Annotated in this window: 21 protein-coding genes and 1 pseudogene; 16 read left to right on the top strand and 6 right to left on the bottom strand. The window is 49.7% G+C overall.

What is annotated here, in order from left to right; genetic code table 11:
- Positions 1–203: 203 nt before the first annotated feature.
- From WH37_RS20155 to WH37_RS20105, 11 genes are all read left to right on the top strand, one after another.
- Positions 204–419, top strand: coding sequence for a hypothetical protein (locus WH37_RS20155; protein ID WP_156182343.1), 216 nt, complete (start codon positions 204–206; stop codon positions 417–419).
- A gap of 58 nt (positions 420–477) precedes the next feature.
- A complete protein-coding gene (locus WH37_RS20150) occupies positions 478–1,233 on the top strand; it encodes an exodeoxyribonuclease III (RefSeq protein ID WP_046232412.1) in 756 nt (251 codons plus the stop codon).
- A 206-nt stretch (positions 1,234–1,439) separates the two neighbouring features.
- Complete coding sequence (locus tag WH37_RS20145; protein WP_046232411.1) at positions 1,440–2,771, top strand: Ig-like domain-containing protein; 1,332 nt, start codon at positions 1,440–1,442, stop codon at positions 2,769–2,771.
- Positions 2,772–2,843: 72 nt separating this feature from the next.
- Complete coding sequence (locus WH37_RS20140) at positions 2,844–4,793, top strand: S-layer homology domain-containing protein (RefSeq protein ID WP_052737098.1); 1,950 nt, start codon at positions 2,844–2,846, stop codon at positions 4,791–4,793.
- A 266-nt stretch (positions 4,794–5,059) separates the two neighbouring features.
- Positions 5,060–6,373, top strand: a complete 1,314-nt coding sequence (uraA, locus tag WH37_RS20135; RefSeq protein WP_046232410.1) for a uracil permease — start codon at positions 5,060–5,062, stop codon at positions 6,371–6,373.
- Positions 6,374–6,577: 204 nt separating this feature from the next.
- On the top strand, positions 6,578–7,408 hold the full coding sequence (locus tag WH37_RS20130) for a helix-turn-helix transcriptional regulator (protein WP_046232409.1): 831 nt from the start codon (positions 6,578–6,580) through the stop codon (positions 7,406–7,408).
- A 158-nt stretch (positions 7,409–7,566) separates the two neighbouring features.
- Positions 7,567–8,553, top strand: a complete 987-nt coding sequence (locus WH37_RS20125; protein WP_046232408.1) for an ABC transporter substrate-binding protein — start codon at positions 7,567–7,569, stop codon at positions 8,551–8,553.
- 5 nt (positions 8,554–8,558) lie between these two features.
- Entirely contained in the window at positions 8,559–9,575 is a 1,017-nt protein-coding gene (locus tag WH37_RS20120) for a FecCD family ABC transporter permease (protein WP_046232407.1), read from the top strand.
- On the top strand, positions 9,572–10,552 hold the full coding sequence (locus WH37_RS20115; protein ID WP_046232406.1) for a FecCD family ABC transporter permease: 981 nt from the start codon (positions 9,572–9,574) through the stop codon (positions 10,550–10,552). Before WH37_RS20120 ends, WH37_RS20115 begins: the two co-directional genes overlap by 4 nt.
- 158 nt (positions 10,553–10,710) lie before the next feature.
- On the top strand, positions 10,711–11,049 hold the full coding sequence (locus WH37_RS20110; protein WP_046232405.1) for a L,D-transpeptidase: 339 nt from the start codon (positions 10,711–10,713) through the stop codon (positions 11,047–11,049).
- An 86-nt stretch (positions 11,050–11,135) separates the two neighbouring features.
- Positions 11,136–11,621 carry an FtsX-like permease family protein gene (locus WH37_RS20105; protein WP_231594297.1) on the top strand — a complete coding sequence of 162 codons (486 nt, stop codon included), beginning with the start codon at positions 11,136–11,138 and terminating at the stop codon, positions 11,619–11,621.
- A 399-nt stretch (positions 11,622–12,020) separates the two neighbouring features.
- On the opposite strand, the gene WH37_RS20100 is transcribed toward WH37_RS20105, so the two are convergent.
- The gene (locus WH37_RS20100) at positions 12,021–12,449 is read right to left on the bottom strand and encodes a MerR family transcriptional regulator (protein WP_231594296.1); all 429 of its coding nucleotides are present in this window, start codon (positions 12,447–12,449) and stop codon (positions 12,021–12,023) included.
- Between the two features lie 87 nt (positions 12,450–12,536).
- On the opposite strand from WH37_RS20100, the gene WH37_RS20095 reads away from it, so the two are divergent.
- Positions 12,537–12,854: an S-layer homology domain-containing protein gene (locus WH37_RS20095; protein WP_046232403.1), complete on the top strand. Its 318-nt coding sequence runs from the start codon at positions 12,537–12,539 to the stop codon at positions 12,852–12,854.
- A 119-nt stretch (positions 12,855–12,973) separates the two neighbouring features.
- Here WH37_RS20095 and WH37_RS20090 read toward each other — a convergent pair whose 3' ends face one another.
- A complete protein-coding gene (locus WH37_RS20090) occupies positions 12,974–13,732 on the bottom strand; it encodes an SDR family oxidoreductase (RefSeq protein ID WP_046232402.1) in 759 nt (252 codons plus the stop codon).
- Between the two features lie 179 nt (positions 13,733–13,911).
- Between WH37_RS20090 and WH37_RS20085 the strand changes: the two genes are divergently transcribed.
- A complete protein-coding gene (locus tag WH37_RS20085) occupies positions 13,912–14,517 on the top strand; it encodes a TetR/AcrR family transcriptional regulator (protein ID WP_046232401.1) in 606 nt (201 codons plus the stop codon).
- An 80-nt stretch (positions 14,518–14,597) separates the two neighbouring features.
- On the opposite strand, the gene WH37_RS20080 is transcribed toward WH37_RS20085, so the two are convergent.
- On the bottom strand, positions 14,598–16,403 hold the full coding sequence (locus tag WH37_RS20080; RefSeq protein WP_046232400.1) for an ABC transporter substrate-binding protein: 1,806 nt from the start codon (positions 16,401–16,403) through the stop codon (positions 14,598–14,600).
- A gap of 126 nt (positions 16,404–16,529) precedes the next feature.
- On the opposite strand from WH37_RS20080, the gene WH37_RS20075 reads away from it, so the two are divergent.
- The 3 genes and pseudogenes from WH37_RS20075 to WH37_RS20070 all read left to right on the top strand — a co-directional run bounded on the left by WH37_RS20075 (position 16,530) and on the right by WH37_RS20070 (position 20,282).
- A complete protein-coding gene (locus WH37_RS20075; protein ID WP_046232399.1) occupies positions 16,530–17,780 on the top strand; it encodes an MFS transporter in 1,251 nt (416 codons plus the stop codon).
- 103 nt (positions 17,781–17,883) lie between these two features.
- A pseudogene (locus WH37_RS36575) lies at positions 17,884–17,952 on the top strand (peptide-methionine (S)-S-oxide reductase); the annotation flags it as partial.
- Between the two features lie 311 nt (positions 17,953–18,263).
- Entirely contained in the window at positions 18,264–20,282 is a 2,019-nt protein-coding gene (locus tag WH37_RS20070; protein WP_046232398.1) for a methyl-accepting chemotaxis protein, read from the top strand.
- A 597-nt stretch (positions 20,283–20,879) separates the two neighbouring features.
- Here the strand turns inward: WH37_RS20070 and WH37_RS20065 are convergent.
- From WH37_RS20065 to WH37_RS20055, 3 genes are all read right to left on the bottom strand, one after another.
- Positions 20,880–21,671: a hypothetical protein gene (locus tag WH37_RS20065; protein ID WP_046232397.1), complete on the bottom strand. Its 792-nt coding sequence runs from the start codon at positions 21,669–21,671 to the stop codon at positions 20,880–20,882.
- A 219-nt stretch (positions 21,672–21,890) separates the two neighbouring features.
- Complete coding sequence (locus WH37_RS20060; protein ID WP_046232396.1) at positions 21,891–22,205, bottom strand: cupin domain-containing protein; 315 nt, start codon at positions 22,203–22,205, stop codon at positions 21,891–21,893.
- 50 nt (positions 22,206–22,255) lie between these two features.
- Positions 22,256–24,664: a hypothetical protein gene (locus WH37_RS20055; RefSeq protein ID WP_046232395.1), complete on the bottom strand. Its 2,409-nt coding sequence runs from the start codon at positions 24,662–24,664 to the stop codon at positions 22,256–22,258.
- Positions 24,665–24,680 lie beyond the last annotated feature (16 nt).

The following is a 24,680-nucleotide window of genomic DNA, read 5'->3' as shown; positions in this document are numbered from 1 at the left end:
GCTGCTATGAAAATCGAGCGAATACTTCCCGAACCTCTTGAAAGCTTCCCCTATCAAACAGCGTCGGCCGGCGGTGGTATCGCACAAGCCCCCTACCTGTCTGGCTCGCTTTCCGTGAAGCATTCGGCTGGGTCGCAGGCGTAGCGGGCAACCATGATATAATAGAGTCTACGGATATGGAGCTGCTGGCTAGAAGCGATTGTATGCATTTGATAGAACCACTAGTTCTGGCCGAGATTTGTGGGCTTCGCCTTGCTGGTCTTGGCGGCATTATCGGGCATCGCGCTGCGCTCGAACAACTGCCCGAGACGCTCGTATTTTGCGGGCATTCGCATTGGGAGCTTCCCTATACTACGCTTAGCAATGGAACCCAGATTATGAACGCTGACGGTAAAGCCTTCATCCTGCTGCCCGCTTAGCAGAAACACTATTAATAACGTTTTTATTATAAATGACAACATGAGGAGATGGACCGCATTGAAGCTGGTTTCATGGAATGTTAATGGGCTGAGAGCCTGTGTAACCAAAGGATTTATGGACTATTTTACAGAGATGGATGCGGATATTTTCTGCCTTCAGGAGACGAAGCTGCAGGAGGGGCAAATTACGTTGGAGCTTGGCGAGACGTATTCGGATTACTGGAACTACGCCGTAAAGAAAGGTTATTCCGGTACTGCTGTGTTCACGAAAATCCCGCCGCTTTCCGTTCGGTATGGCATCGAAGAAAATGAAGAGCCGGAAGGACGCATTTTGACGCTGGAATTTGAAGGCTTTTATTTGGTTAATGTGTATACGCCCAATGCCAAACGCGATTTGCTGCGGCTGGATTATCGACTGGAGTGGGAGAATCGTTTCCGCACTTATTTGCAGCAGCTTGATGCGGTGAAGCCCGTCATCGTCTGCGGCGATCTCAACGTCGCCCATCAGGAAATCGACCTCAAAAATGCCAAAGCCAACCATGGCAATTCCGGTTTCACCCCAGAAGAACGCGGCAAAATGACCGAGCTGCTGGCTGCTGGTTTTATTGACAGCTTTCGCCATCTCTACCCCGATCGCACGGATGCGTATACGTGGTGGTCCTACATGCCTAAAGTACGCGAGCGGAACGTCGGCTGGCGCATTGACTATTTTCTGATTTCAGAGCGACTCGCCCCAGTGTTGAAGGATGCAGCCATTGATTCCGCCATACTAGGAAGCGATCATTGTCCGGTGCTGCTCGATATCAACCTTTGATAATGAAGAAATAACGATTTGAGCCGTCAAATTCTGTTCGCAGAAATTGACGGTTTATTTGTATATAAGCTTTCATTTTCAACTATATTTGACGTTTATCGATGACTTTCTCCACCATTTGACATCTCCGTTCAGAATCGGTTCAGCCATGTTCAGTAGAATAGAGAAAAGTATCTCATATTCAGAAACGAAGGAGACTCAGACAAATGAATAACTATTTGCGTAAAATGGCTGTTTTTTCCCGCAGCAAAGGTCCCTCGCTATTGTTGTGCACTGCTGTACTAGGAACAACCTTGTCATTTTCAACTATGGCGGAGGCTGCATCTGGGCCATCGAACTACTTCCTGCCTGTCGTGAACAACGATATGCAATGGGTCAAGCCTTCTTCTAATTACGGCCCTGGCTCGGGGTCAGAGATTATCACTTCCGACTCCTCCATCAAGCTGGATACGACGAAGCTGTTCACTCAAGCAACAGTCGTCATTCTGTCCGCATCGTCCAGCGATGCTAATGTTGCATCGGTTAATGTGCAGCTGCCTTACATAGACATCGAAATTTTAGCTGCTGGAACAACCGAAATTAAAATTGAAGGTGTTACAACCGGAAATGAAAAGCTGATCGAGCATTTTCGCGTGACGGTTGACCGCTTCGCGGATACGAACAGGGACGGCATGGTTACATCTGCGGATGCGCTTCTGATCGCAAGAGCCGTGGACCGGAATACCGTATTAACCCCTGGCGAGGCCAATTTGTTCGATATTAATCGCGACGGTGCCGTCACTGCGGCTGATGCCACTGCTTTGATGAATCTCTATACCGGCAAAACCGCCCTTAACTCAACTGAAAAATACATCGTCACTTTAAGCTCCATTGACGATGCTCCCGCCGTATACAACACTTCCTTAAGTGCCGACTCATGGGCGCCAGGCGAGACGGCGACAGCACAATACAGCTATTTTGACGCTGAAAATCATCCTGAAGGCAATACCCGCATTAAATGGTTCCGCGGCACGCTGGCTGATGGCTCCGACCGTACGGAAATCAATGGCGAAATGGCACATGTCTACAGCCTTCAGCTAGCCGACGTGAATCATTATGTCTTCGCAGAAGTGACGCCGGTTGCCGCATCGGGCGATCTGCTGACAGGCCAGACCGTTCTCATAAAGTCCGATTCTATCGTAATGAGCGCTAATCCTATCATTGTTAGCCGTACACCTGAAAATGAAAGTGTAAATGTCAATAGAAATAACGATATTGTTTTCACTTTTGATAGAGAGGTCACTGCCGTTCCCGGAAAACTTATTCAGTTTTATTATGTGGGACCGAATAGCCCTGGGCTAAATTATTTAGCCAATGATACATCTAACATTGAGGTTAACGGAAAAACCGTTACGATCAAAAATTTAACAGGGAAATTGCCATGGGAGACACAATTTAGCCTCGTCATTAGCGCGGGTGCCTTTGAAGATGCAAGCGGAAATGAATTTGCAGGCATCGCATTTTCCGAATGGGTATTCACTACTGGCGTACCGGATTAACGCTGTAACGGCTTTCGGACTTAAAAAAAGATCAAGCTTCGCACATCTATCCTTACATTCATGGAGGTTATTATGCAAACATTATTGAAGCAAGCTCCTGCAAGACGCCTTCTGCTGCTCATGTTGAGCTGCCTGCTCGTTTTGCCAGCCGTTCTTCTGCCAGCTGCCGCACACGCTGAATCAAGCGCCCCTGCGCAGGTTACGATTACGAACACCAATGTTACAGCCGGACAATCGGCAACTGTGCCTGTCATGCTGACAAGTCCGGGAGACGGCGTTGGCGCATACAATATGCAAATCGACTTTGATCCTTCCATTCTGAGCATCGTCAGCATTACGCCTACGCATGGAGAAGCTGCTCCGGAAGACGGCGCTCCGTCGGCTACAGGCTATTTTCAGTCTAATTTTGACAACACGGCGGGATGGGCACGCGTCATCTGGATTGACTCTACGGGCGGAAGCTCGCGTATTATTGAGCCTGTCCAGCTGTTCGCCATTGAGGTTAAATCGCTCAGCAGCGAAACGACAGGAACCTATCACCTGACTGTAGATACCTCGAACGATGAGAATTGGGCGTTCTACCGAAGCTCATCGTATACGATCCCGTCTACCGTTGATGGAGGAGAAATTGTCATTTCGAAGGAGCCTGTAGCAACACCAACACCAACACCGACACCAACGCCAACGCCAGGCGGATCAGGAGGCGGTTCAACAACGACTCCTGTAGCAACACCAAGTGCTACACCAACCGCAACATCGACACCTGTCATCGTCTACATCGATGGCAAGGAACAACCGCAATTTGCGACTTCCAAAACCTCTGAGCAAAATGGACGTAAATCCATCCTGCTTGAAGTGGACAACGATAAAGTAATCAAGCAAATCAGCACTTCCGGCATTAATGAACTGGTGCTTCCGGTTCAAGATACAACTGCCGCTATTGTGACTGGCGAACTGAATGGTCAGCTCGTGAAAGAACTGGAAGGCCGCGGCGCATCCGTTAAAATCCAAACGCCAACGGCTGCCTACACGCTGCCTGCCATCGACATCAACATTGACAGCATTTCCGCACAGGTCGGAGCTTCGGTTGCCCTGTCGGATATTAAAATCACGATTTCCGTCAAAACAGCGGACAGTGCAGCGGCAAGCGCCATCCAAGCCCAAGCTTCCAAGCAAGGCTTGAACGTTGTTGGTGCTCCAGTAGACTTTGAAGTTATCGCACATTACAACGGAAAAAGCGTAGTTGTTAGCCAATTTAATCATTATGTAGAGCGTACGATCGCTCTGCCTGCTGGCTCTAACGGCAAAGCGATTACAACAGGCGTTGTATTTGGCTCAGATGGTACGCTGCACCATGTACCGACATATATTTCCGTGACAGGCTCCACGTACTGGGCTAACATCAACAGCTTGACGAACAGCAGCTACGCGGTCGTTTATGCTCCTGCTTCGTTCAAGGATGTTGAAAATCACTGGAGCAAAAATGACGTCAACGATCTGGGCTCCCGCCTGATCATGAAAGGCGTATCGAGCACTGAGTTCGCACCGAACGCTTCCATTACACGCGCTGAATTTACAGCGACACTGCTTCGCGCTCTTGGTATTCACAAGGCTTCCGGCAGCACTTCGGTTTCCTTCTCCGATGTGTTGGCAGGCAGCTGGTACGAAAATGAAGTGAAGCTCGCTGTATCGAACAAGCTCATTAGCGGTTACGCGGATGGCACATTCCGTCCAAACGGTTTGATTACCCGTGAAGAAGCGATGATTATTTTGAACCGCGCTCTTGCACTTACAACTTTGGCACAAGTCAGCGATGCCGCTGAAATCGACAGCCTGCTGGCTGCTTACGGGGACAGCGCATCCGTATCAGCTTCGGCGAAAGCCGCAGTGGCTGCTGCCTTGAAAAACGGCATTGTGCAAGGCGCTGACGGCGCTCTGAACCCGGACTCCAATATCACCCGGGCGGAGACAGCTGCTATCGTGAAACGCCTGCTTGTCAAAGCTGGGCTAATCAACGGCTAAGCCTCATAGAATGATTTCAAAAAGGCTCTTCGGAAAATTCAAAGCGATAAAGCGATTCTCCATACTGCTTCACACGCCATAACGAACAATAAGAAAGTAGTTTGAACAAGCCCCATATGCTTTGCTTGCATCAGGCTGGAGTCCGTTCTGCGAACGGCTCCGGCCTATTTTTTCATCTGTCTGAAAAAAAGCTTGCCATCCTCTGCCGAACTCGGTAGAATCGACAAGGATTATAGACATAGAACACGTGGGAGGTTCAATGGTTTATGGAAAAACGCAATACAATTGGAATTATGGATCGCCCTCCGCTGGGGCAGAGCCTGATGCTGAGCTTGCAGCATCTATTCGCCATGTTCGGCTCCACCGTACTGGTACCGAATTTGCTTGGCGTCGATCCGGCTGTCTGCCTGCTCATGAACGGAATCGGCACCTTGCTTTATTTATGGATTTGTAAAGGAAAAATCCCGGCCTATCTCGGCTCCAGCTTTGCCTTTATTGCGCCTGCCGGAGCGGTTATCGGCGAGCGCGCCGCAGGTGATCCGGACAATTACGCCGCGGCTTTGGGCGGCTTTATTGCCGCAGGCGTTATTTTCACACTTGTCGCCTTGATTATTCATTATGCGGGAACGGGCTGGATTAATATTGTTTTCCCTCCTGCAGCGATGGGTGCGATTGTAGCGATTATCGGGCTTGAGCTCATTCCGGTGGCAGCGAAAATGGCTGGCTGGATTATGCCGGATAACTATGCGGAACCAGCGAACTGGAAGATGGACGGCCCTACGGTTGCGCTGTCTACAATTACGCTCGCCGTAACGGTATTCGGCTCGGTGCTTTTCCGTGGTTTTATGAAGATTATCCCGATATTAATCGGAATCGTGACTGGCTATATCATCGCTCACTTCATGGGCCTGACCGACTTCGCCAATGTTGGGGAAAACGGCTGGCTGCAATTGCCCGAATTTACGGCGCCTGTGTTCCAATGGGCGGCCATTCTGGCCATCGCTCCAGCAGCGCTTGTCGTCATTGCCGAGCATATTGGACATCTGGTCGTCACAAGCAACATCGTGGACAAAGATTTATCCAAGGACCCTGGGCTGAGCCGCTCTATGCTCGGCAACGGAATCTCGACGATGATTTCCGGCTTTGTCGGCTCCACACCAAATACAACGTATGGTGAAAATATCGGCGTACTCGCCATTACGAAAGTGTACTCGACCTTTGTAATTGGCGGTGCTGCTGTTATCGCCATCCTGCTTTCTTTTTCAGGAAAATTCTCGGCGCTGATCTCCGGCATCCCCGTTCCTGTCATGGGCGGCGTGTCGCTGCTCCTGTTCGGCGTTATCGCCGCATCCGGCTTCCGGATGCTCGTGGAATCGAAGGTCGATTACAGCAAGCCGACCAATCTGTTTCTGACCACCGTTGTCATGGTGACCGGACTCAGTGGGGTCACCATCAAGCTCGGCGAGTTCTCGCTGTCTGGCATGGCGCTCGCTACAGTCGTTGCGATTTTGCTAAGCCTGCTGTTCAAGCTGTTTGATGTGCTGAAGCTGTCCAACGATCATGAGGCATCGGGACACTAATCGCCCAATGACAAGCAGAATCAACAGCAGATTGTTTTTAAAAAATAGAGGGCTGCCGTTTATTCGGCGGCCTTCTTCCATTTTTGGAGCGCAATAAGCCTGGGACCCTCCGTATTTTGTGCATTTATTCCTGAGAAATGGAGTGCTACAATAAATGTTGTCCACTTCAACCAATAGCCTTATCCGATAGAAAAGAGGTTTAACATGACTTTCCAACAGCTTGCCACGATAATGCCCTATCCCGAGCAAGTGACGCTCCATCACAGCAGCCAGCAGCTCAACTGCCCATCCGGGCACCATGCTATTATCGTGGTAAGAAGAGGGCATATCACACTGACATCTGCCAACAACAGCTCCCCCATCATTTGCTCACAGGGCTTCGCCTGCCATCCCCAATTTAGCCCCTATAGCATTGAGGTGCCCAAGACGAAGGAAGCCGAATATGCCATCATTGAATACCGTGCCCTGCCAGAAGACAGCAGTTGGCTGCTGGAAGGGCTGCTCACCACCTACAGTGAAGTCAAAATTCACTATATGGTCGATGAGCTTCTTCGAGGGGAAAATCAGACGAATGGGCTGCTCTCACAGGATGCCGAGCAAACCGCCGAGCAGGCTGCCGCCCAAAGGGTTAGGGAGCGTATGATGCTTGAGCGGATATTATATATTTTTTTGCGTGAAACACTGATGAAGGAAGCTGATCAATCCACCATACGATCGATTACGGAATCCATTTCCTATATAAATGAGCATTATATGCTCCCCTTGTCGCTCCCGATGTTAGCCAAGCGGGCCGGAATGAGCGAGGGGCATTATACCGTGTTGTTCAAAAAAGAAACGGGACGAACGATGACCAGCTATTTGCGCAGCCTGCGAATTGAGAAAGCCAAGCTGCTACTGCTGCAAGTCAAACTCCCTGCCAAAGAGGTGGCGCAAAAGGTCGGCTTTGCTGATTATTTCTATTTCAGCCGCATGTTCAAGCAGGAGGTCGGCTGTTCTCCCACGTTGTTCAAGAAACAAGCGATGAATGAAAAATAAGCAGCCGCAGCCTCCCGTCCGGGTTGTATACGGACTCAATGTCTAATAATAAGACATGTACATTCTTAATATTAGATATGTTCGAACAGCCACTCAGCTATTACAATGTGATTGATAATAATTATCATACTCATTATTTGCGGGAGGAACCTTACATTATGAAGCAGCACCAGCTTACAAAAGCACTACTCTTTACTATCATTGGATTGATTACGCTTATCCTTTCGGCATGCGGCAATTCCAATAGCACGACCGAGGCGGTGGCATCACCGACTGCTACTGCGGCAGCAGCGTCACCATCTCCATCAGCAGAGGCTGCGTCCCCTATCGTTATCGAGCATCAGCTTGGAACGGTCACGCTGGATAAGACGCCTGAACGCATCATTGTGCTTGAGTTCAGCTACACCGATGCGCTAATGACGCTTGGCGTACAACCGGTCGGCGTTGCCGATGACAGCGATCCAACGCTGTTCATGGATGCCGTTAAGGCACAGCTCGGCGAATATACATCGATCGGCTCGCGCTATGAGCCTAATATTGAACTTATCAGCTCCCTCCAGCCTGATCTCATCATCGCTGATCTAAATCATCACAAAAGCGTATATGAGCAGTTGAACGCCATCGCCCCGACTCTCGTGCTGAATGATCACCAAGCAGATTACAATGAAATGCTGAGCAACTACAGCATCATTGCTAAAGCCGTAGGCAAAGAAGCAGAGGGCAAGCAGCGTCTGGAGGAGCATGAAGCGAAGATCAAGGCAGCACAGCAAAAAATAACGGATACGAATTTGACGATACTGCCAGCAGTCGTCAATCCAAAAGGCTTTTTCGCTCATTCGGATCATTCCTACGCCGGTTCCTTCCTAACGGCGCTTGGCTTCACAGATCCCGTTGCTAATGAAGAGTCCTATCCGCAGCTTAGTCTAGAGCAGCTGGTTGAAACGAATCCCCAAGCCATCTTCCTGCTTCCGACAGAGGAGATCACGATTATTAAGGAATGGGAGAAAAACCCGCTTTGGCAGCAGCTCGATGCTGTCACGAACAGCAAAGTATTCACTGTAGAGCGCAAAGATTGGGCATTATCACGCGGGCTTATCGGATCTGAGAAAATTATTGAGGATCTAGTGAAATACTTGGGAGCGTAAGCCATATGATGAAAAAAATCTTTAAAATGAAGCAGAAACCTCATACGTTTCTGCTCTTTCTATTTCTTTTTATTCTGATTATTGTGAGCATCGTCAGCAATCTGAAATGGGGACAGGCGCCTATATCCTGGCGCGTCCTGTATGAGGCTGTTGCCTATCAAGGCGACAGCAAAGCGCATCTCTATATTCAGACGCTGCGTCTGCCGCGTACCTTGACAGCCTTCACCGTCGGCGTTCAGCTTGCGCTTGCCGGATTGCTTACACAGTTGATTACGCGCAATCCGCTGGCCTCGCCGCATATTTTCGGCATTAACGCCGGCGCTTCACTGGCGGTTGTCCTTGGACTCGTCGCTTTCGCCGGACTTTCGCTAATCCAGTCCATGCTGCTAGCCTTTGCAGGCGCGGCCTTCGGGGCTCTGCTTGTCTGGTCACTTGCCGGGTCGCAGCAGAAGCAGCATGTGCAGCTGGCACTTGCGGGCATCGCTGTACATTTTCTGCTTTCATCGCTGACGGAAGGAATTATCATATTAAACCAGCATTCAACCGACAGCATGATGTTTTGGCTTGTAGGCTCGGTGAATAGCGCCGGATGGGCAGAGCTGAGGGCTCTGCTGCCTTTCACTATTACAGGCTTAATTGCAACGCTGCTAATGCTTCCGTCATTTAAGCTGCTGCTGCTTGATGATGCGGTAGCCACAGGACTCGGGTCACGCATCATGCTCGTGCGTTCACTCGGCGTTCTGCTGGTCATTTTGCTAGCCGGTTCAGCTGTGGCTGTATGCGGCCCCATCGGCTTTCTATGCTTGATCGTGCCTCATGTCGCCCGCGCCCTAATGGGTGGCAAGCTTCCGCTGCTCATACCGTTTACCGCCTTGGCTGGAGGCTGCCTGCTCGTTAGCGCCGATTTTCTCAGCAAATTCATCGCATTTCCATTTGAATCACCTGTTGGCATTATAACCGCAGCCATTGGCGGCCCCTTCTTCATTTATTTGGCCCGCAGGCAAGGAGGAAAAGCTAGATGAGAAAATGGTATTCGCTATTTATCGCCCTGCTGCTGCTCCTGTTTCTAATCGTCATGTCACTTCGGACCGGAGCGGTTCCCGTTCCTTTCCGCGAGCTGTGGGCGAGCCTGCTGCTGCAGGATTCCCCCTCGGCCTATATTGTGCTGCAATATCGCTTGCCTCGTATCCTTACCGGCATTCTTGCAGGCTGCGGACTCGCAGCAGCTGGTGTCATTCTGCAAAGCATCATTCGCAATCCGCTGGCGAGCCCTGACGTTATCGGGATAACGAAAGGGGCAGGCTTTACAGCCGCGGCGGTTATTTTTCTGTTTCCTGGAGCACCGGGCTACGTATTGCCGATGGCCGCTTTCACCGGAGCGCTTGCCGCGCTGCTGCTCTTGCTGCTGCTGAGCAAGCGCATGACCCTTCCACCCGCTACCTTCGCTTTAGTCGGCGTGGCGATCGGTGCCATTTTTCAAGCGGGCATTCAATATTTGCTGGTGAAGCATCCTTCCGACATCAATATGGCGCTTCTTTGGATGTCTGGCAGTCTTTGGGGGCGCGGATGGGATGATGCCCTCTCACTGCTGCCGTGGATGGCTCTGCTGCTGCCTGTTGCCTGGATTCAATTTGCCAAGCTGAACGTGCTTCAGCTCGGTGATGAAGGAGGCACTGCTCTTGGACTGCGCATGGGACGCGAGCGCCTCGTTCTGCTCTTGCTCGCCGTAGCACTCACCGGAAGCTCCGTCGCTGCGGTAGGCTCGATCGGCTTTATTGGCCTCATTTCGCCGCATATTGCCAGACTCATTGTAGGTGGCCGCCATCAATGGCTCGTTCCGCTTGCCGCCTTAATCGGCGCAGATTTAATTTTACTCGGCGACTGCCTCGGACGAATCCTCATTATTCCGCGTGAAGTCCCGGTAGGAATTATGACGGCTGTCCTTGGCGCTCCGTATTTCATCTACCTGCTGCGCCGGGAACGAATTAAGGCACGATAAAGATGTTAGGATGATAAGAATTTAAGGATTACGACAAAGAAGGCCGTTCCGATAAGCAGATGCCTCTGCGAAGGAGCGGCCTTCTTCTAATTACTGTTTTCTCAGTCACCTCCCATTAACCCCCCGGCTATAATAGAAGCAAAGGAGGGAAACCTTTTATGGCTTCATACCGCATTATCGTTGATTTATCTGACCGCAGGCTGTATTTGCTGGATGGTAATACCGTCATACGCGCCTATCCGGTTGGCATCGGCAAAATGCTGACGCAATCACCCGTCGGGGAATTTACGATTATTAACAAGCAAGCCAATCCCGGCGGACCGTTCGGCGCTTTCTGGATGGGATTATCCAAGCCGCATTACGGCATTCATGGCAATAATGATCCTTCTTCCATTGGACGCATGGTGTCCCACGGCTGCATTCGCATGTACAACGACGATGTTGTAGCACTCGCTGCTATGGTTCCGATTCATACTCGTGTGACCATTCGGGAATAACGATTGCCGAGCCTTCTTTTGCCGATATGGATGTGTATTTCATTAATGCCAAGAACCCTGCACAGTCAGAAGCTCTCGCCCAGGATTTGAATACACGCTATAAAGATTCGGCTAAGGTTGTGATGCAGCAAACGCTGCTCGACTCGGTGTTCAAAGAAGCAACCGCTTTTCTCATCTATCCGATGAGCCTTATGGGTCTCTTGTTTTTAGTGGTCACCTTTCTAATTACGCACAGCACCTGCCGCATCCATATGCGAAAAGAAAGCAAAACCTACGGGATTTATAAATCCCTCGGCCTGACCTCATTCCGCATTCGGCTCTCCATCGCCATGGGAATCGGGATTTTATCAGCGCTAGGTGCTTTGATCGGATTACTCGCGGGCGTTTATGCGCTGCCGCTGCTGCTTGAAACGATTTTGTCCGGCTATGGCATTGTCGCTTTGCCGCTAACCTTCAGCTGGGGTGGCGTGCTCGTCGTCTCCTGCCTGAGTATTTTCTCAGCCGTGCTTGGCTCATGGGCCTCGTCGAAAGCGATTAAACAAGCTACGCCGCGTATTCTCGTGACGGAGTAGACGTTTGGGCATAGATAGGCATAGATGCATCAAAGCTGTAGGCTTACCCGTTTGGATATGTATGCAGAGACTATATTAAGTGGCTTAAAAAACAAGAAAAGTCGGCAGCGGAAATTTGGCGGATACAGAAGACGCTATTTGAACCAGATTAGGGTTTTTGGCGGTACTTGCGGACTCAGGAGCCGTTAATGAACGCCTCTTATTGAATTTAACGCAATTACGGGGACAATAACGGATTTCCTGTCCGCTCACAAGCTAAAATCGCATAAAATGCTAAAATAGCGGAACCTCAGTCCTCCAAAATGAAGGATCCCCTACCCGCGCTGCCAAAATCAAACTCCCCCTGCTCGACCACTTCATTTAAATAGGAGAAAAAGGGGTTGCCCTAGTAGCTTTTAACTACAGAGGGCAACCCTCCTTTTGCTTAAAAGCGGTGATTTTCAGCTTGTCATCAATAAAGTCTAGCACCTGCTGCAAATCTGCCATTTGCTGCTGCATTTGCTGCTTGTGATTCAGCATTAATTGCATCAGTTCGGAGTAATCCGACGGTTTATCGTCGAAAGATACGCCTATAAATGGCCTTATCTCGTCAAGCGACATACCTGTTTTCTTCAGGCAGACCAGCATCTTCATCGTTTCAACATCCTTCATCCGATAAAAACGATGGGTATTATTTTTGCGCTCCGCCTGCGGCAAAACGCCAATTTTCTCATAATAACGAATCGTATCCTCCGACAAGCCGCCAAGCTCGGCTGCTTCCTTAATCGTGTATATCTCTCCACTATCTTGTACACCTTGCATTTCCCGTGTTTCCTTTAATTCCGTCATCACGATTCCCCCTGTTTCAACATGGATATAGAGAGAGTAACAAGGTTTCGGGGAAATTGCCCGTTCACAAGATGGGCTGAGATATACATGTCTATCGTCCGTCGGACGTTCGTTTGTCTTATGTTGGTTTCCAGCATGCTTGGGGGAAGCATCGCTGCTGCCGATACGCACCTACCTAGTGACCACTGGTCAGATACATTAATGCAATGGGCCAGCGATAATGGAATCATTGAAGGTTATTCGGATGGAAGCTTTCAGCCGGATCGTCTTATAAGCGAGGCAGAGTTTTTGAAAATATTGTATGAGGCGTTCGATAATGGGTTGTTGAGGAACGCTGAGACGGATGGAACAATTAAAAGTCGATCTCATCATGTCTTTTTGGCTGCCTGTAATCAGCGGGAATGATTCATAGCGTATTTGTTCACATCTAATTACAAAAAATCCCCTCTGGTTTATCCCTCTTCCCTACGATTTGTATGGGAAACGGATAAACCAGAAGGGATTTCTGTTTGTGATTGTAAAGCTTAGTAAGCCGTCCAGCCCGCATCCGCGGTTACAACAGTGCCGTTGACGAAGCTTGCGTCATCCGAAGCCAGGAATAGAGCAACCTTCGCAATTTCCTCAGGCTCCCCCGTACGCGGGTTGAGACCCATGCCTGCCATGACGCGCGATGCTCCGAAAGGGTTAGGCTCATTAATCGTCGCCGAAATATTCGTTTTCACACCGCCTGGTGCAATCGCATTGCAGCGAATGCCGAGGTCGGCATATTGGAACCCGATATTTTTCGTAAGACCCACGACTGCATGCTTGGAAGCTGTATAAGCAGCGCCCGCTCTAGAGCCTTGCAGACCTCCAGCAGAAGCGACATTGACGATAACGCCACTCTTTTTCTCGGTAAAGAGAGGCAGCACTTTCCGGATGGTACGCATCGGTCCCGTTGTATTAATAGCGAAAACACGCTCCCATAGCTCGTCCGTTAGGTCCCCCGCTGGAACAAAGTTGTCCATAATGCCCGCATTATTTATTAAAATATCCACTGTCCCGTAAGTCGCTACGGTCGTATCGATTAATTGCTGGACGTCCTCTTCTTTCGCTACATTGGCAGCGATTGCAATCGCTTGTCCACCACTTGCTTCAATAGTCGCAACAACCGTTTGCGCCGCGTCTACGCGAAGATCCGAGACGACAACCTTAGCTCCTTCTGCTGCGAACAGCTCCGCAATCGCTTTACCCATACCTGATGCTGCGCCAGTTACGACAGCCACTTTTCCTGTTAGTCTCACGGTTCATTCCTCCATCTTGAATCAGGGATAAAATAAACACATGCTCATTACAGAACATCTGTTACTTCGAGTATAATAAATTGTAGAAACCGCTGACAATCAGCAAAAAAACCGCATTTGCCCGTTAACGAACAAAAGACGGTTTTTTGTATACTAACTGGTAGAAGGAGCGGATACTTATGTCCGAAAACCATTTAAAAATCGACCGCCGCATCGTTCGAAGCAGATACGCCTTGCGGGAAGCTCTCCTCGCCTTGATGGCGGATAAGCCCTTCCAAGCCATATCCATTACCGAGATTGTGGAGCATGCAGGCTACAACCGGGGAACCTTTTATGCCAACTATGAAAATAAAGAAGCGCTGCTGGATGAGATTACGACCGAGCTGCTCGACAAACTGCTGCAATCGTTCCGAGCACCCTACGAGCATGTAGAGGTCTTTAACGTTAGTGAGCTGCCTGCCCATGCAGTCACGATTTTCAATCATATTTACGAGCATTCCAACATCTACACGATTCTGATGAAAAATGATGTGCTGCCCAATATGAAGGAAAAAATGCTTCATGTCCTCAAGCAAATTTCAATGGCGGAGCTGCTTTTTCCTACGGATGATATTGATCGGGAGCTGCTAGCCACCTATAGTATGAGTGCCGTACTAGGCCTCGTATGGCACTGGATTGAAACCGGCTTTAAGCATCCGCCCGCTTATATGCAGGAACAGCTTGTTAAGATCATTCATTTATATCCCAATATTGCCGATGCGGCGCGTACAGGCAAGCCGCTTTAATTGCTGCTCTTAACATATAACGCAGCTCCACTTAAAAACCGCTGTATAGGCTTGTCTGAGATTGCCCTAGGCAGCGGTTATTACGTCGTTCTCCGAACCCAGACATCCTTATAATTGATGTTGCCCCAGGCATTCAAGGCAATGCCCTGCAAAGACTGGTGATGGCCGACCAACTGCCTGCTATGATGCAAAAATAATAGGCTGAATTGCTGTTTGAGCCGCTCTTGAATACGCATTAAAATGTCCAATCGGGCCTCCTGCTGCTGCTCCCGCAAACATAATGAAATATGCTCATCGACAAATGCGCGGTCTTCAGGGCGGAGACCGCTAGCTACGAAGCTCGTATCCGACTTATACAGTTCAATAAGCGTCATATCCGGCTGCTCTCCAAGCACCTCTCCGCCCAAAATAATATCGGCTTCCTTCCTATGCTCAGCGCACGCCACCAGCTCCTCAATTGGAAACACCCCAATCTCGATTCGAATACCCAGCTTCTCGCATGCCTGCCGGGTCCATTCCGCACTTTGCTCATTGCTGGGCATTTCATACGTGTACAGCTTGAGCATTTCGCCTGCGTAACCCGATTCGCTTACCAGCTGTACAGCATAGGAGAAATCATAGCTGGAGCCATAGTCAGTATCCATCTCATCTTCCAAGAAGCCCGTTGACGCCTGCTCGCGAATGCCGCCCAGGTCGGCAATCATCTGCTGACGGTTCAAGCCGTAATGAATCGCTTGGCGCAGCTTAAGCGACTGCAGCGTTCCTTTTTTGGCAAGATTAAAGGCTAAATAGGTACTCCCCTGCTCCAACTGCTCTAATTGTTCCAACTGCTCCCGCTTCCCATCCGCCTGCTGCTTTAGCTGCGCTTCAAAATAGGCAAGCTGTGAATCCTGTGCTGGAACAGACCACTCCCCGCTTGACTCATAGTTCGGCCACACCCACATTTCAATACGATTCAGATGGGGGCAGCCTTCGAAATACAGCTCATTCGCCTCAGCAATGAGCATCGATTCATCATTTCGAGTCAGGCGGAAGGGGCCTGTTCCGATTGGCATCCTGGAAAAATCGTCCGCTCCCCCCAGCTCGACCGCATGCTCTGGCACAATGCTGAAGCGTTCCGTGCACAAGCTGTGAATAAACAAAGCGTTCGGCTCCTTCAACGTAATGGTGAGGCTATATGTTCCGGTTATCGTAACCGATTCAATCATCGAGGTCTGCCAATTCGCAGGAGAGCTTGCCATCAGTCTCTTAAAAGTAAAAGCAACATCACGCGCCGTCATCCGCTTCCCATGATGAAAACGCACGCCCTTGCGCAGAAAAAATGACCACTGCGTATGCTCCTCATTGCTCTCCCAATAGTGGGCCAGCTGCGGCTGAAACGCCCCCTGCGTAAATTTCACCAGCGTATTAAATATTTGCTCGACCCAATGCGATTCCGTGCGCCGGGATACATAGGCAGGGTCCAGCCGTAGGACAGGCCGATAAAAGGGGAACCGCAGCACATCCTTCTCCTCCGTATCCTGCCGCAAGCCAAACTGCCGGGTCAGCCATGCCATGAACTCGGCTTTAACCGCTTGATCCTCAAACTGCTCCATGAGCTTCCATGCCTCATTGATTTTTTCCTTTTCAACCAGCTCCTGCGCTTTCGCAAACGCCAGCTCCCTATAGGATTTCAGAAAAGCCAGCTGCGATAGATTTCCCCGCCCGCGCCCCGGAATCCATTCCACCAGCCCAAGCTCCGTCATTTTATGCAAAAGCATTTGCGTGTTGCGGCGTGTGCATGAAAGCAGCTCGCTCAGCTCCTCCATCGATACAGCAAACCGCTGCCGTTTCGGCACGGCAATATAATGCTTCCTTAATTGGCCGTAATAGTCGTGGACGTCCATTTAGACTCCTTTTCCAATAGGCAAAAGCTAAAAGGCGAAAAACAAAATCAACACCTTTCGCTTTTCCTTCGTCTTTTTCGAAAGTATACTTTGATCCATAAATACGGTCAAGAGGAGCAGCCCTGCATGATCATAAAAACCAATCGTCTTCCCCTATCGCAGCAGCAATCGCACACGACGATATGGGGCCATCGGAACTTCCTTATCCTTTTCTTTACTAGCGGTATCATTGCCTTCGGCAATAAAATCTATGAGCTGGCGCTGCCGCTCATTTTATATGATTTGACGCAGTCGGCCGTCGCCATGTCTACGATGAGAGGCATCGAGTTTCTGCCGAACTTATTGCTGGCCGTGTTCATTGGCGTATTAGTGGATCGGGTGCATAAAAAGAACTGGTCGCTCGCTTCGATTTTGCTGCAAATGCTCGTTCTGCTCGGCTTGTATGCCGCACTTGCCTATAGCGAGCCTTCGCTGTATGTTCTGTACGCAGGCGGCTTCCTGCTGATGAGCTTCGGCTATGCCTTCTCCAATGCACGGGTAGCGATCGTCAAGCAGGCGATCCCTACAGAGCTGCTGACCTCCGCCAACGTCTCGCTCAATTTCATTACGACGCTGATCGGCATTATTGGGCCAGTACTGACGGGGCTTATGCTCATGCTCCCGCGGCTTCATGACGGTTTGTTCGTGACGGCGGTGGCGTTCGGCTTTGCTTTCATCTTGCTATTATTTCTAAAATCCAATGAACAGCCGCGGGCTCAGCGGCATACAAGCTTTTGGAAAGAGCTGCTGGAGGGCTGGCGCGAGCTGCGCCGCAACCGCTTATTGTGGCTGATTACGTTAACGGTTATTTTCCTCAATTGCGCCTCAGGCATGGTCGATACAACGGTCATTTTTTATGCCAAGGATGCTTTGCTGCTGAGCAATTTTGAGCTGGGACTCGTATGGTCGGCGGCCGGGGTTGGCGGCCTTCTCGGCAGCTTCATCATTAGCTGGCTGCGCCGCAGGCTTAAGGTGGGAACGCTAATTACGCTAACGACCTTATGTTTAGCTCTCACCTATTTAATGATGTATCTTTCCCACTCTGCCATCATGCTAGGCGCGTCGCTTTTTCTAAACGGCTGGTTCGAGACCATCAGCGTCGTCTGCATCTGGACCTTCCGCCAGGAAACGACGCCGCAGCATTTGATCGGGAGGATTAGCGGCATTACCGGGTCGCTGTTCAAGCTTGGCATGCCCTTCGCCATCGCGGCGGCTGGATGGATTTCCGTTTTCACCGCGCCATCCATCGTCTTTCTTGTGGCTATGCTCATTAACTTGATTTTGTTCGTCTGCTGCCGCTTTAGCCCGCTATGGGAAAAGCAGCAAAGCGTGCTTTAAAAGCTGAATATACTTGTGAGGATCAAGCCTTTATAATAAAATTAAATATAATTAGATATAAAAAAATATATTTAGTCACATTAGGAAATGGGGAAATCATGTGATACAAAAAGCAACGTTTGCCGGAGGCTGCTTCTGGTGTATGGTCAATCCGTTTGAAGAGCAGCCCGGTAAAGGCAGCCCGCATTTAGGGGCTGCCTTTGCTTTTGAACGCGAACTTCCCCATTGTCGCGCGGCATACGTCCGTGACAGCTGTTCTATTTTTTCAATGCTTGTCTAATATTTAGTAAATCTTAACAATTCAAAAATCACCTGTTATATATTTATTAAATTCCTGTATCATTACTTTTTTCTTGTAAAGGCTTACATATTGAAATTGAAAATAAATCAAAAATACGAGCAAAACGTGAGAAAAGCAGTAATAAAATAGCATGTATCAACCGATATTAATAGGACACACACTTTATATAAAGGAGAATAGTAATGCCATTGAAGAATTCACGTTTTATTAGCAATTTGCTCATTCTTGGCTCGATTCGTCAGACCGCAGGTAGAATTGTATTGTCCACGCTGCTCATTATCGTCGTTTGTGTCTCCGTGCTCTCTTACACCTTCTACGTTCCAACCTCCAGGGAAGTCCAAAACCAAGCCGAAAAACAAATGGAGCTATACTCCAGCTTGCTAGCTAAAGAAATTGATGCCAATTTAGTAGAAAAGCAGGCTATTATGAAGGTCATCGCTGAGCAAGGCTCCAATGTGGAAGCAGATCGGCAGCAGCAGCTTGATTTTATCATTCAAGCCCATAATCAGCATCCTGAATTTGAATCGCTTTATTTCTCGCTTGATTTAATCGGCGCCAACGCCGTTAACGTCAAAAATACGGACGTCGATCTATCCGATCGGCCTTACATCAAGCTTGCCCAGGAAGGCAAACCGTTCATTTCTGATCCGGTTATTTCCAAAACGAGGGGCACCATGGTTGTTATTGTCGGCGCTCCCTTAATAAAAGACGGCAAAGCCTATGGATTTTACGGAGCCTCCTATTCGATTAGCGAAGCGGTGCAGGGTGTCAGCACGGCTCAATTCGGCGAGACCGGAAAAGCTTACATGACGTTAGCTGACGGAACGTTCCTTTCGCACCCTGATGAAACGTATCTATTAAGCAAAAAACTGTCCGACCTGGGCATCGCCCCACTTGATCAGGCTCTCGCAAATGCGACCCAAGGCAATACCAGCGCGATTCATTTTACGGAAAATGGCGCTAAAAAAATTGGGTTTATGAGTGTGACCGGCCTCAACTGGGTCATTACGATGTTCGCGGAAGAAAGTGAAATTTTAAAACCAGTCAATACTTTGCTAAATTTGATCGTCTTGGTCGGTTCAGGCATTATCATCCTTGCCCTGATCATGACAATTCTGATTGCTCTGCGGATTGTGTATCCGATTCGTCAATTAACACATGGCATTGATGTTTTGGCGCAAGGCGATTTAACGTATCGCATTCCGGTTAAAGGCAAAACCGATATTAGCAAGGCGCTGCATTCCTTTAATGCCGCTGGCGACCAAATACAGCTGTTGATGAAGGAGGTTAACGGCTTATCCGAGCAGCTAACGGATTCGGCGAAGCAGCTTGCTGAGGGAGCGGATCAAGGCGCGCGTGCCGCGCAAAGCATTTCCGAAGCCATTCTCGTCGTAGCCGAAAGCTCGGAACGCCAAACATCCAGCTTGCAGGATGGAAGCCAAGCAGCCGACAGCATCGCTGTACAAATTGATGGTATTGCTTCTTATAGTACAAATGCGGCTGATATCGCTTCCGAAGCATCCAATCTTTCCGATGATGGAGCGGCTTCCATGGATCAGCTTAATGGAAAAATGGTCGAGATGGAGCAAGGCATCGGAGAGCTTGCCCAAACGATTCATGCGCTCAGCGGTTTGTCCGGCAAAATCGGCGATGTCGTGGGCAGCATCAGCCAAATCGCCCGCCAAACGAATATTTTATCGTTGAATGCAGCGATTGAGGCTTCACGCTCCGGAGAAGCGGGACGCGGCTTTGCCGTCGTAGCGGATGAAATTCGCAAGCTTGCAGGGCAGTCGATGGAGTCAGCGGAGCAAATTGCTGGATTTATCGGAAGTATCCGCTTGGAAATTGATCGGACGCTGCAAGCCTCCGAACAGACCGTCACCCAAGCGGCTGAAGGAAGACATACGGGTGAAGAAGCCCGCGAGCTATTTACCCGCATTCGTTCTTCTATCCAAGAGGTAGCCGCGAGCATTCAAGGCGTATCAACAGCATCCAGTGAAATGGTGTCCGGCACAGCCACATTGGTGGAATCCATTCGCCTCATCTCCGACTCAGCCAGTGAAACTGCAGCAGAATCACAAAATGTTTCCGCTGCGGCAGAGCAGCAAATGGCTTCGATGGAGGAAGTGGCCTCGTCCTCCGCAGAGCTGGCTAATATGGCAGAGAAGCTGCGTATTCAAATTAATAAATTCAAGCTGTAGCATTGAGTTGAAAGAACAGTCCCGGTGCATCGTCAAAAACAGCAAAAGCCTCGTGCTCTTGCTGCTGACGATTCATCGGGATTTTTTTGCTGCTTATTTTTTTTAGGAGCCAGCCAGCTGCTTGCTTAGCGCTTATTCGAGGTCAATCTCATCTGATGATTCAACGCTGGTGAATCGCAACCTGCGATTGTTGCTGAAACCCTACAGCTGGCGACGCTAACTGCTTTTTTGGAGGACTGAGGTTCCGCTATTCTGGCTTTTGACCCGATTTCAGGCTGTAAGCGGACAGGAGATCCGTTATCGCCCTGTGTCCACCAAGTCTATCTTTGCGGAGGAAGTAAACCCTTGAAACGAAGAGCATGAAGCTGCCTTTCGGTACGTAGGTCTACATTCATGAGGTGTGATATTCCCGGTAGGAGAGGCGATACGTTTGACGCTGGCTTCTATCAGGATTTGGTTCACTTACATTTGCTACACGCCCTAGCATACCAAAAAACCTCTTCCGATGGAGGAGGTTTCATGAGCAAGCCAGTCCCTTTGAAGGGGATGGTCACTCTCTTTTAGAGTCGTGCTTATACCATTTCGACGGTACAATTTTTATAAGCCTGCTGCTGCTTTGATATGTGCCCGTTGCTCCATAATTAATGTCTTCAGGCTTTCTGTTCCGAATGCCCCGGCAGTAAAGCCGTTCCCCTCGGGATAATAAACGAGCCGGAAAGAGGTGCCGTCCAGCAAGTATACCCTTAGAAAAATACCGGATTCATGCTTGGTTTTTTCATAAACCTGATTAAACCCCACATGTTGTAGAGGAAGCAGCTCCTGAATAAATTGTGCGGACGCTTCTGCACTAAAGTCGCCGATCGGACTGCCATCCTGGGCACTTTCCAGACCAACTTTATCAACTTTGCCTTCGATATCGAATAATTGTCCCAGCGTTGCTGCATTTGGATTATCGCTCACTTCATAAATTTTGCTGTTCGCTATGACACGAAATTCCGGTTTGTAGCCCTTCATCGCATAGATCGCTGTACCGATTGGCAGAAAGGCGGCATCCCCATCCTTCTCCTCATAATCCGTGCAAGCATGATCGTTCAGCATATAAGATACCTCGCCTAATTTTTCTCCAAGCTGATCGTCAGATACCTTCCCAGACCCCTCGTAGTTGTAATGATATTTGATGCCATTAATCATCAGAAAATCGACCCAATCGATAATCGCGTTACATGATTCGGCCGGTTCCTCGGTTTCTGGCCCCGCAGCCTTAACCTGAACCTCGGGTACCTCGGGCGATCCCCTTTCTATCGCGATACTCCCACCGCCGCAGCCGACAGCTGTCAGTATAAGGAGCATCAGGATTAATGTCTGGCTCATTCGTCTAATCCCATTCATTGTCTATCACCTCAATTCCATAGACGCACCCGCAAATCACAATGTTTCAGAAATCTGGGAACGGCTGCGCTGTCCTCTAGCTTCATGCCCTATTATTTAAGTCTGTACACTTCTCCATAAAAATAAAATAGGGCTGCCCTCAGCCATCAATCATGGCTTCGGGACAACCCTCGCAGCATAGTGCACTCAGCTTAGCGCTCTATTATCGACCTAATTTAATTAATTGATCAAATCCTGCCTAAGCGGCGTGAAGGTGTCGAGCAGCTTGCTTGCTTTCAAGGCGCGGCAGCCATGCTCGGCATTGCTAGGAATGAAGATCGTCTCGCCCGCCGAAATGACGGTCTTTTCCCCATTTATCGAAAACTCCAGCTGTCCTTCCAGGCAGTAGGAAAACTGCTCATGTACATGGCTGTGCAAATAACCTTCCGCTCCTTCCTCAAAATGCACCTCCATCATCATAATCGTATCGCCCGGTGTGAAAATCTTCCGTTTTACGCCCGGCTCGGCATTTTCCCAATTGTTCAATCTGCTCATGATTCGTCATTCCTCTCAACTATTATCGTATTGGTTTACACATATTGTGGTTAAACATATTGCGTTTTGTTGCTGCTGCGGACGAAGCTCAGCTCATAATCATCCGCTGCGGTCAGCTTGAGGGCAGCGGAATCGAAGGCAGGAGCAAGCTGGTAGCATGCCGCTTTAAACTCATCCCAGCTGCCGAACTCCTGCTCCGAGCCCAGCTTGCAGAAATACGCGTTCTTGCGGCTGTATGCCCGGTATTCGCAGTGGAACAGGCGGTCGTGATGGGGAACCATCTGCTCGCTGCACCAGATCGCGGCGTAGCCGCTTCCTTTTTGCCCAAACAGCCAGTGTCCGTCCTGGTCAAACTCATCAAACTTCGCTTCCGGGAAAAAGAGATGCGTAAACGTTACCGGATGGTCCTCCCCGATTTCATAAATCGCGCCCAGCGCGCTGCCCTGCTGCTTGACCGCCGGCATGATGCCATTTCCATACCAGTAGCCTGGTCGCATGCCGCCATCGTCGGTCAGCTCTCCTGGATGGTTCGTATACAGCACCGTATCGTTGTCCAGCGCCGCATACCACATATGCTGCTGATACCCGTACACGCCCGGCTCAAAACGCGATGTGCCGTGAAAACGCTCATTAAACGATTTAACATAATCGCCCGATTCGATGTCAGCAGACTCGTCAAAGCTAATATTTTGCCAGAAGGACGGGTTAGCATCATATCTCGGTGATTGAACCGAGGTCAGCATATAATTCGGCTGCTTGTTGAGCTTCACCCATGCATTCCCGGTCTGGTACTCCAGCTCCAAAGACTCATTCATCAAGCTTGTGAAATGCTGCGGCATCACGTATTTGCTGTTCATCAGAAAAACGATCCATTCGCTGTTGCCCATAGGGGATTCAGGATTCAGCAGATGAATTAAAGACTGGGCCGACTGGGTAAACGGCAAAATGACAGAGCGATAAATGCGTGCTTGCGGCGCAATAATTGAGCCGCGGAACGTATGATAAGCAAAGGATTTCAGCATCTCGTCAATTAATCGGCTTGCCCGAGCTGATTCCTCTTCCTCCATATAATCGACGACATTGAGCAGCGCCCCCAGTGTCACGCACATATAATCCGCGCTGAGAAACTCCTCAAAGCCGTATTCCTCGACATCATCCAGCCACTCGCGGATTCGGCCTATCGCCACTTCACTGACCTGAACGCCCGTACGGCCCGATCTAGCGAATAGCTGATCCGGGTACTCGCGGCCCGCCATGTAAGCGCAAATATAGAACATCAGCGCGTGATTTTCGCTCCAGAAGCACATACCGTCTGAGCCGTTCTCTGTCATCCAGAAGCGGTAATTTAAAATAGCCTGCTCGGTGCGTTCCGTTAAATGGGCCGGAAGCTTATGCTGCTGCATGAAGCGCAGTAAGCCCGCGAGGATAAAGTCCGAGCAATCCTCGCGCCGCTCAATTTGTCCAAGCGCGTGCAAAATATGCTGTTCATCATTAACGCCGGGTTGTCCCAAGTTCCAGCGCGCCAGCACGTAAAATAAACCAAAGCGCAGCGGTTGAAACGCCTTCTCTGTGCCTATTGTGGCAATCTCCTCAAACATAGCGACTTTAACCTCGGCTGCCGCTGCTCCTTTGCGGTAAATCGGCTTTTTGTTTTGCAGCAGCTCGATTTTGCGAATCAGCTTTCTTGGTCCGATTTCACCGTATACAATTACCATTGGCGCACCCTCGTCAAGCTTCACGCTGCTCTTGCCGCTAATGTCCTCGCCAATCAGACGATCATTCACTTCTTCACCGTACGCTAGATAGATGCTGCACGGCGCTTCCGCCGGGAAGCAAAGCTCGCTGCCCTTCAGCGTAATGCCCGACAGGAAGCGGTCCAGCGCAAGAAACGGCTCGGCCTGCTCCGCATCTGGCAGCGTCACCGTAATCCGGTCCAAATGCTCCAATAATTGAATGCCGAAAATATTCCGCGTATCACGTACCGCCAAATTTTGCATGCGGATGACCATCGTGTTGCTGCCTTTGCGCAAAGGCAGCTGCATTTCCTGTTTATTAATCGGCTTATATACAGGCTCGGCGACGGAGCTGACCTTCTCCCCATTGAGCCATACTTCTATCGCTGTATACGTCCATAGATTTGCCAAGACGACAAGGTCTTCTTCCGCAACAAGCACGGTAGCGGCAAGCAGCTCTACTTTCTGGGGGGTAAACGAAAACTGGCTGAAATTAACGAAGCCGCTGCACGGGTAAAGATATTCCCAAGGCAGCCCCAGCTCGCTCTCGGCGCCGATTTGGATGGCTTCTGAAGCCACAGGTGCCGGAAGATCCCTGTCCGCGACAATCGAGCGTAAATATTGCTCATAGCGTATTTGGTTTTTATCGGTTTTGTCAGATATAAAGTCACTCAACCGCATTCCTGAAGTCAGATAATGAGTAATAAATCCGTTTTGCTTATCCACATGCTTCACTCCAATC

This window comes from Paenibacillus algorifonticola (assembly GCF_000971975.1).
Classification (GTDB): domain Bacteria; phylum Bacillota; class Bacilli; order Paenibacillales; family Paenibacillaceae; genus Pristimantibacillus; species Pristimantibacillus algorifonticola.
The sequence above is the reverse complement of the archived record's forward strand: the minus strand, read 5'-3'. Positions and strand labels throughout refer to the sequence as shown.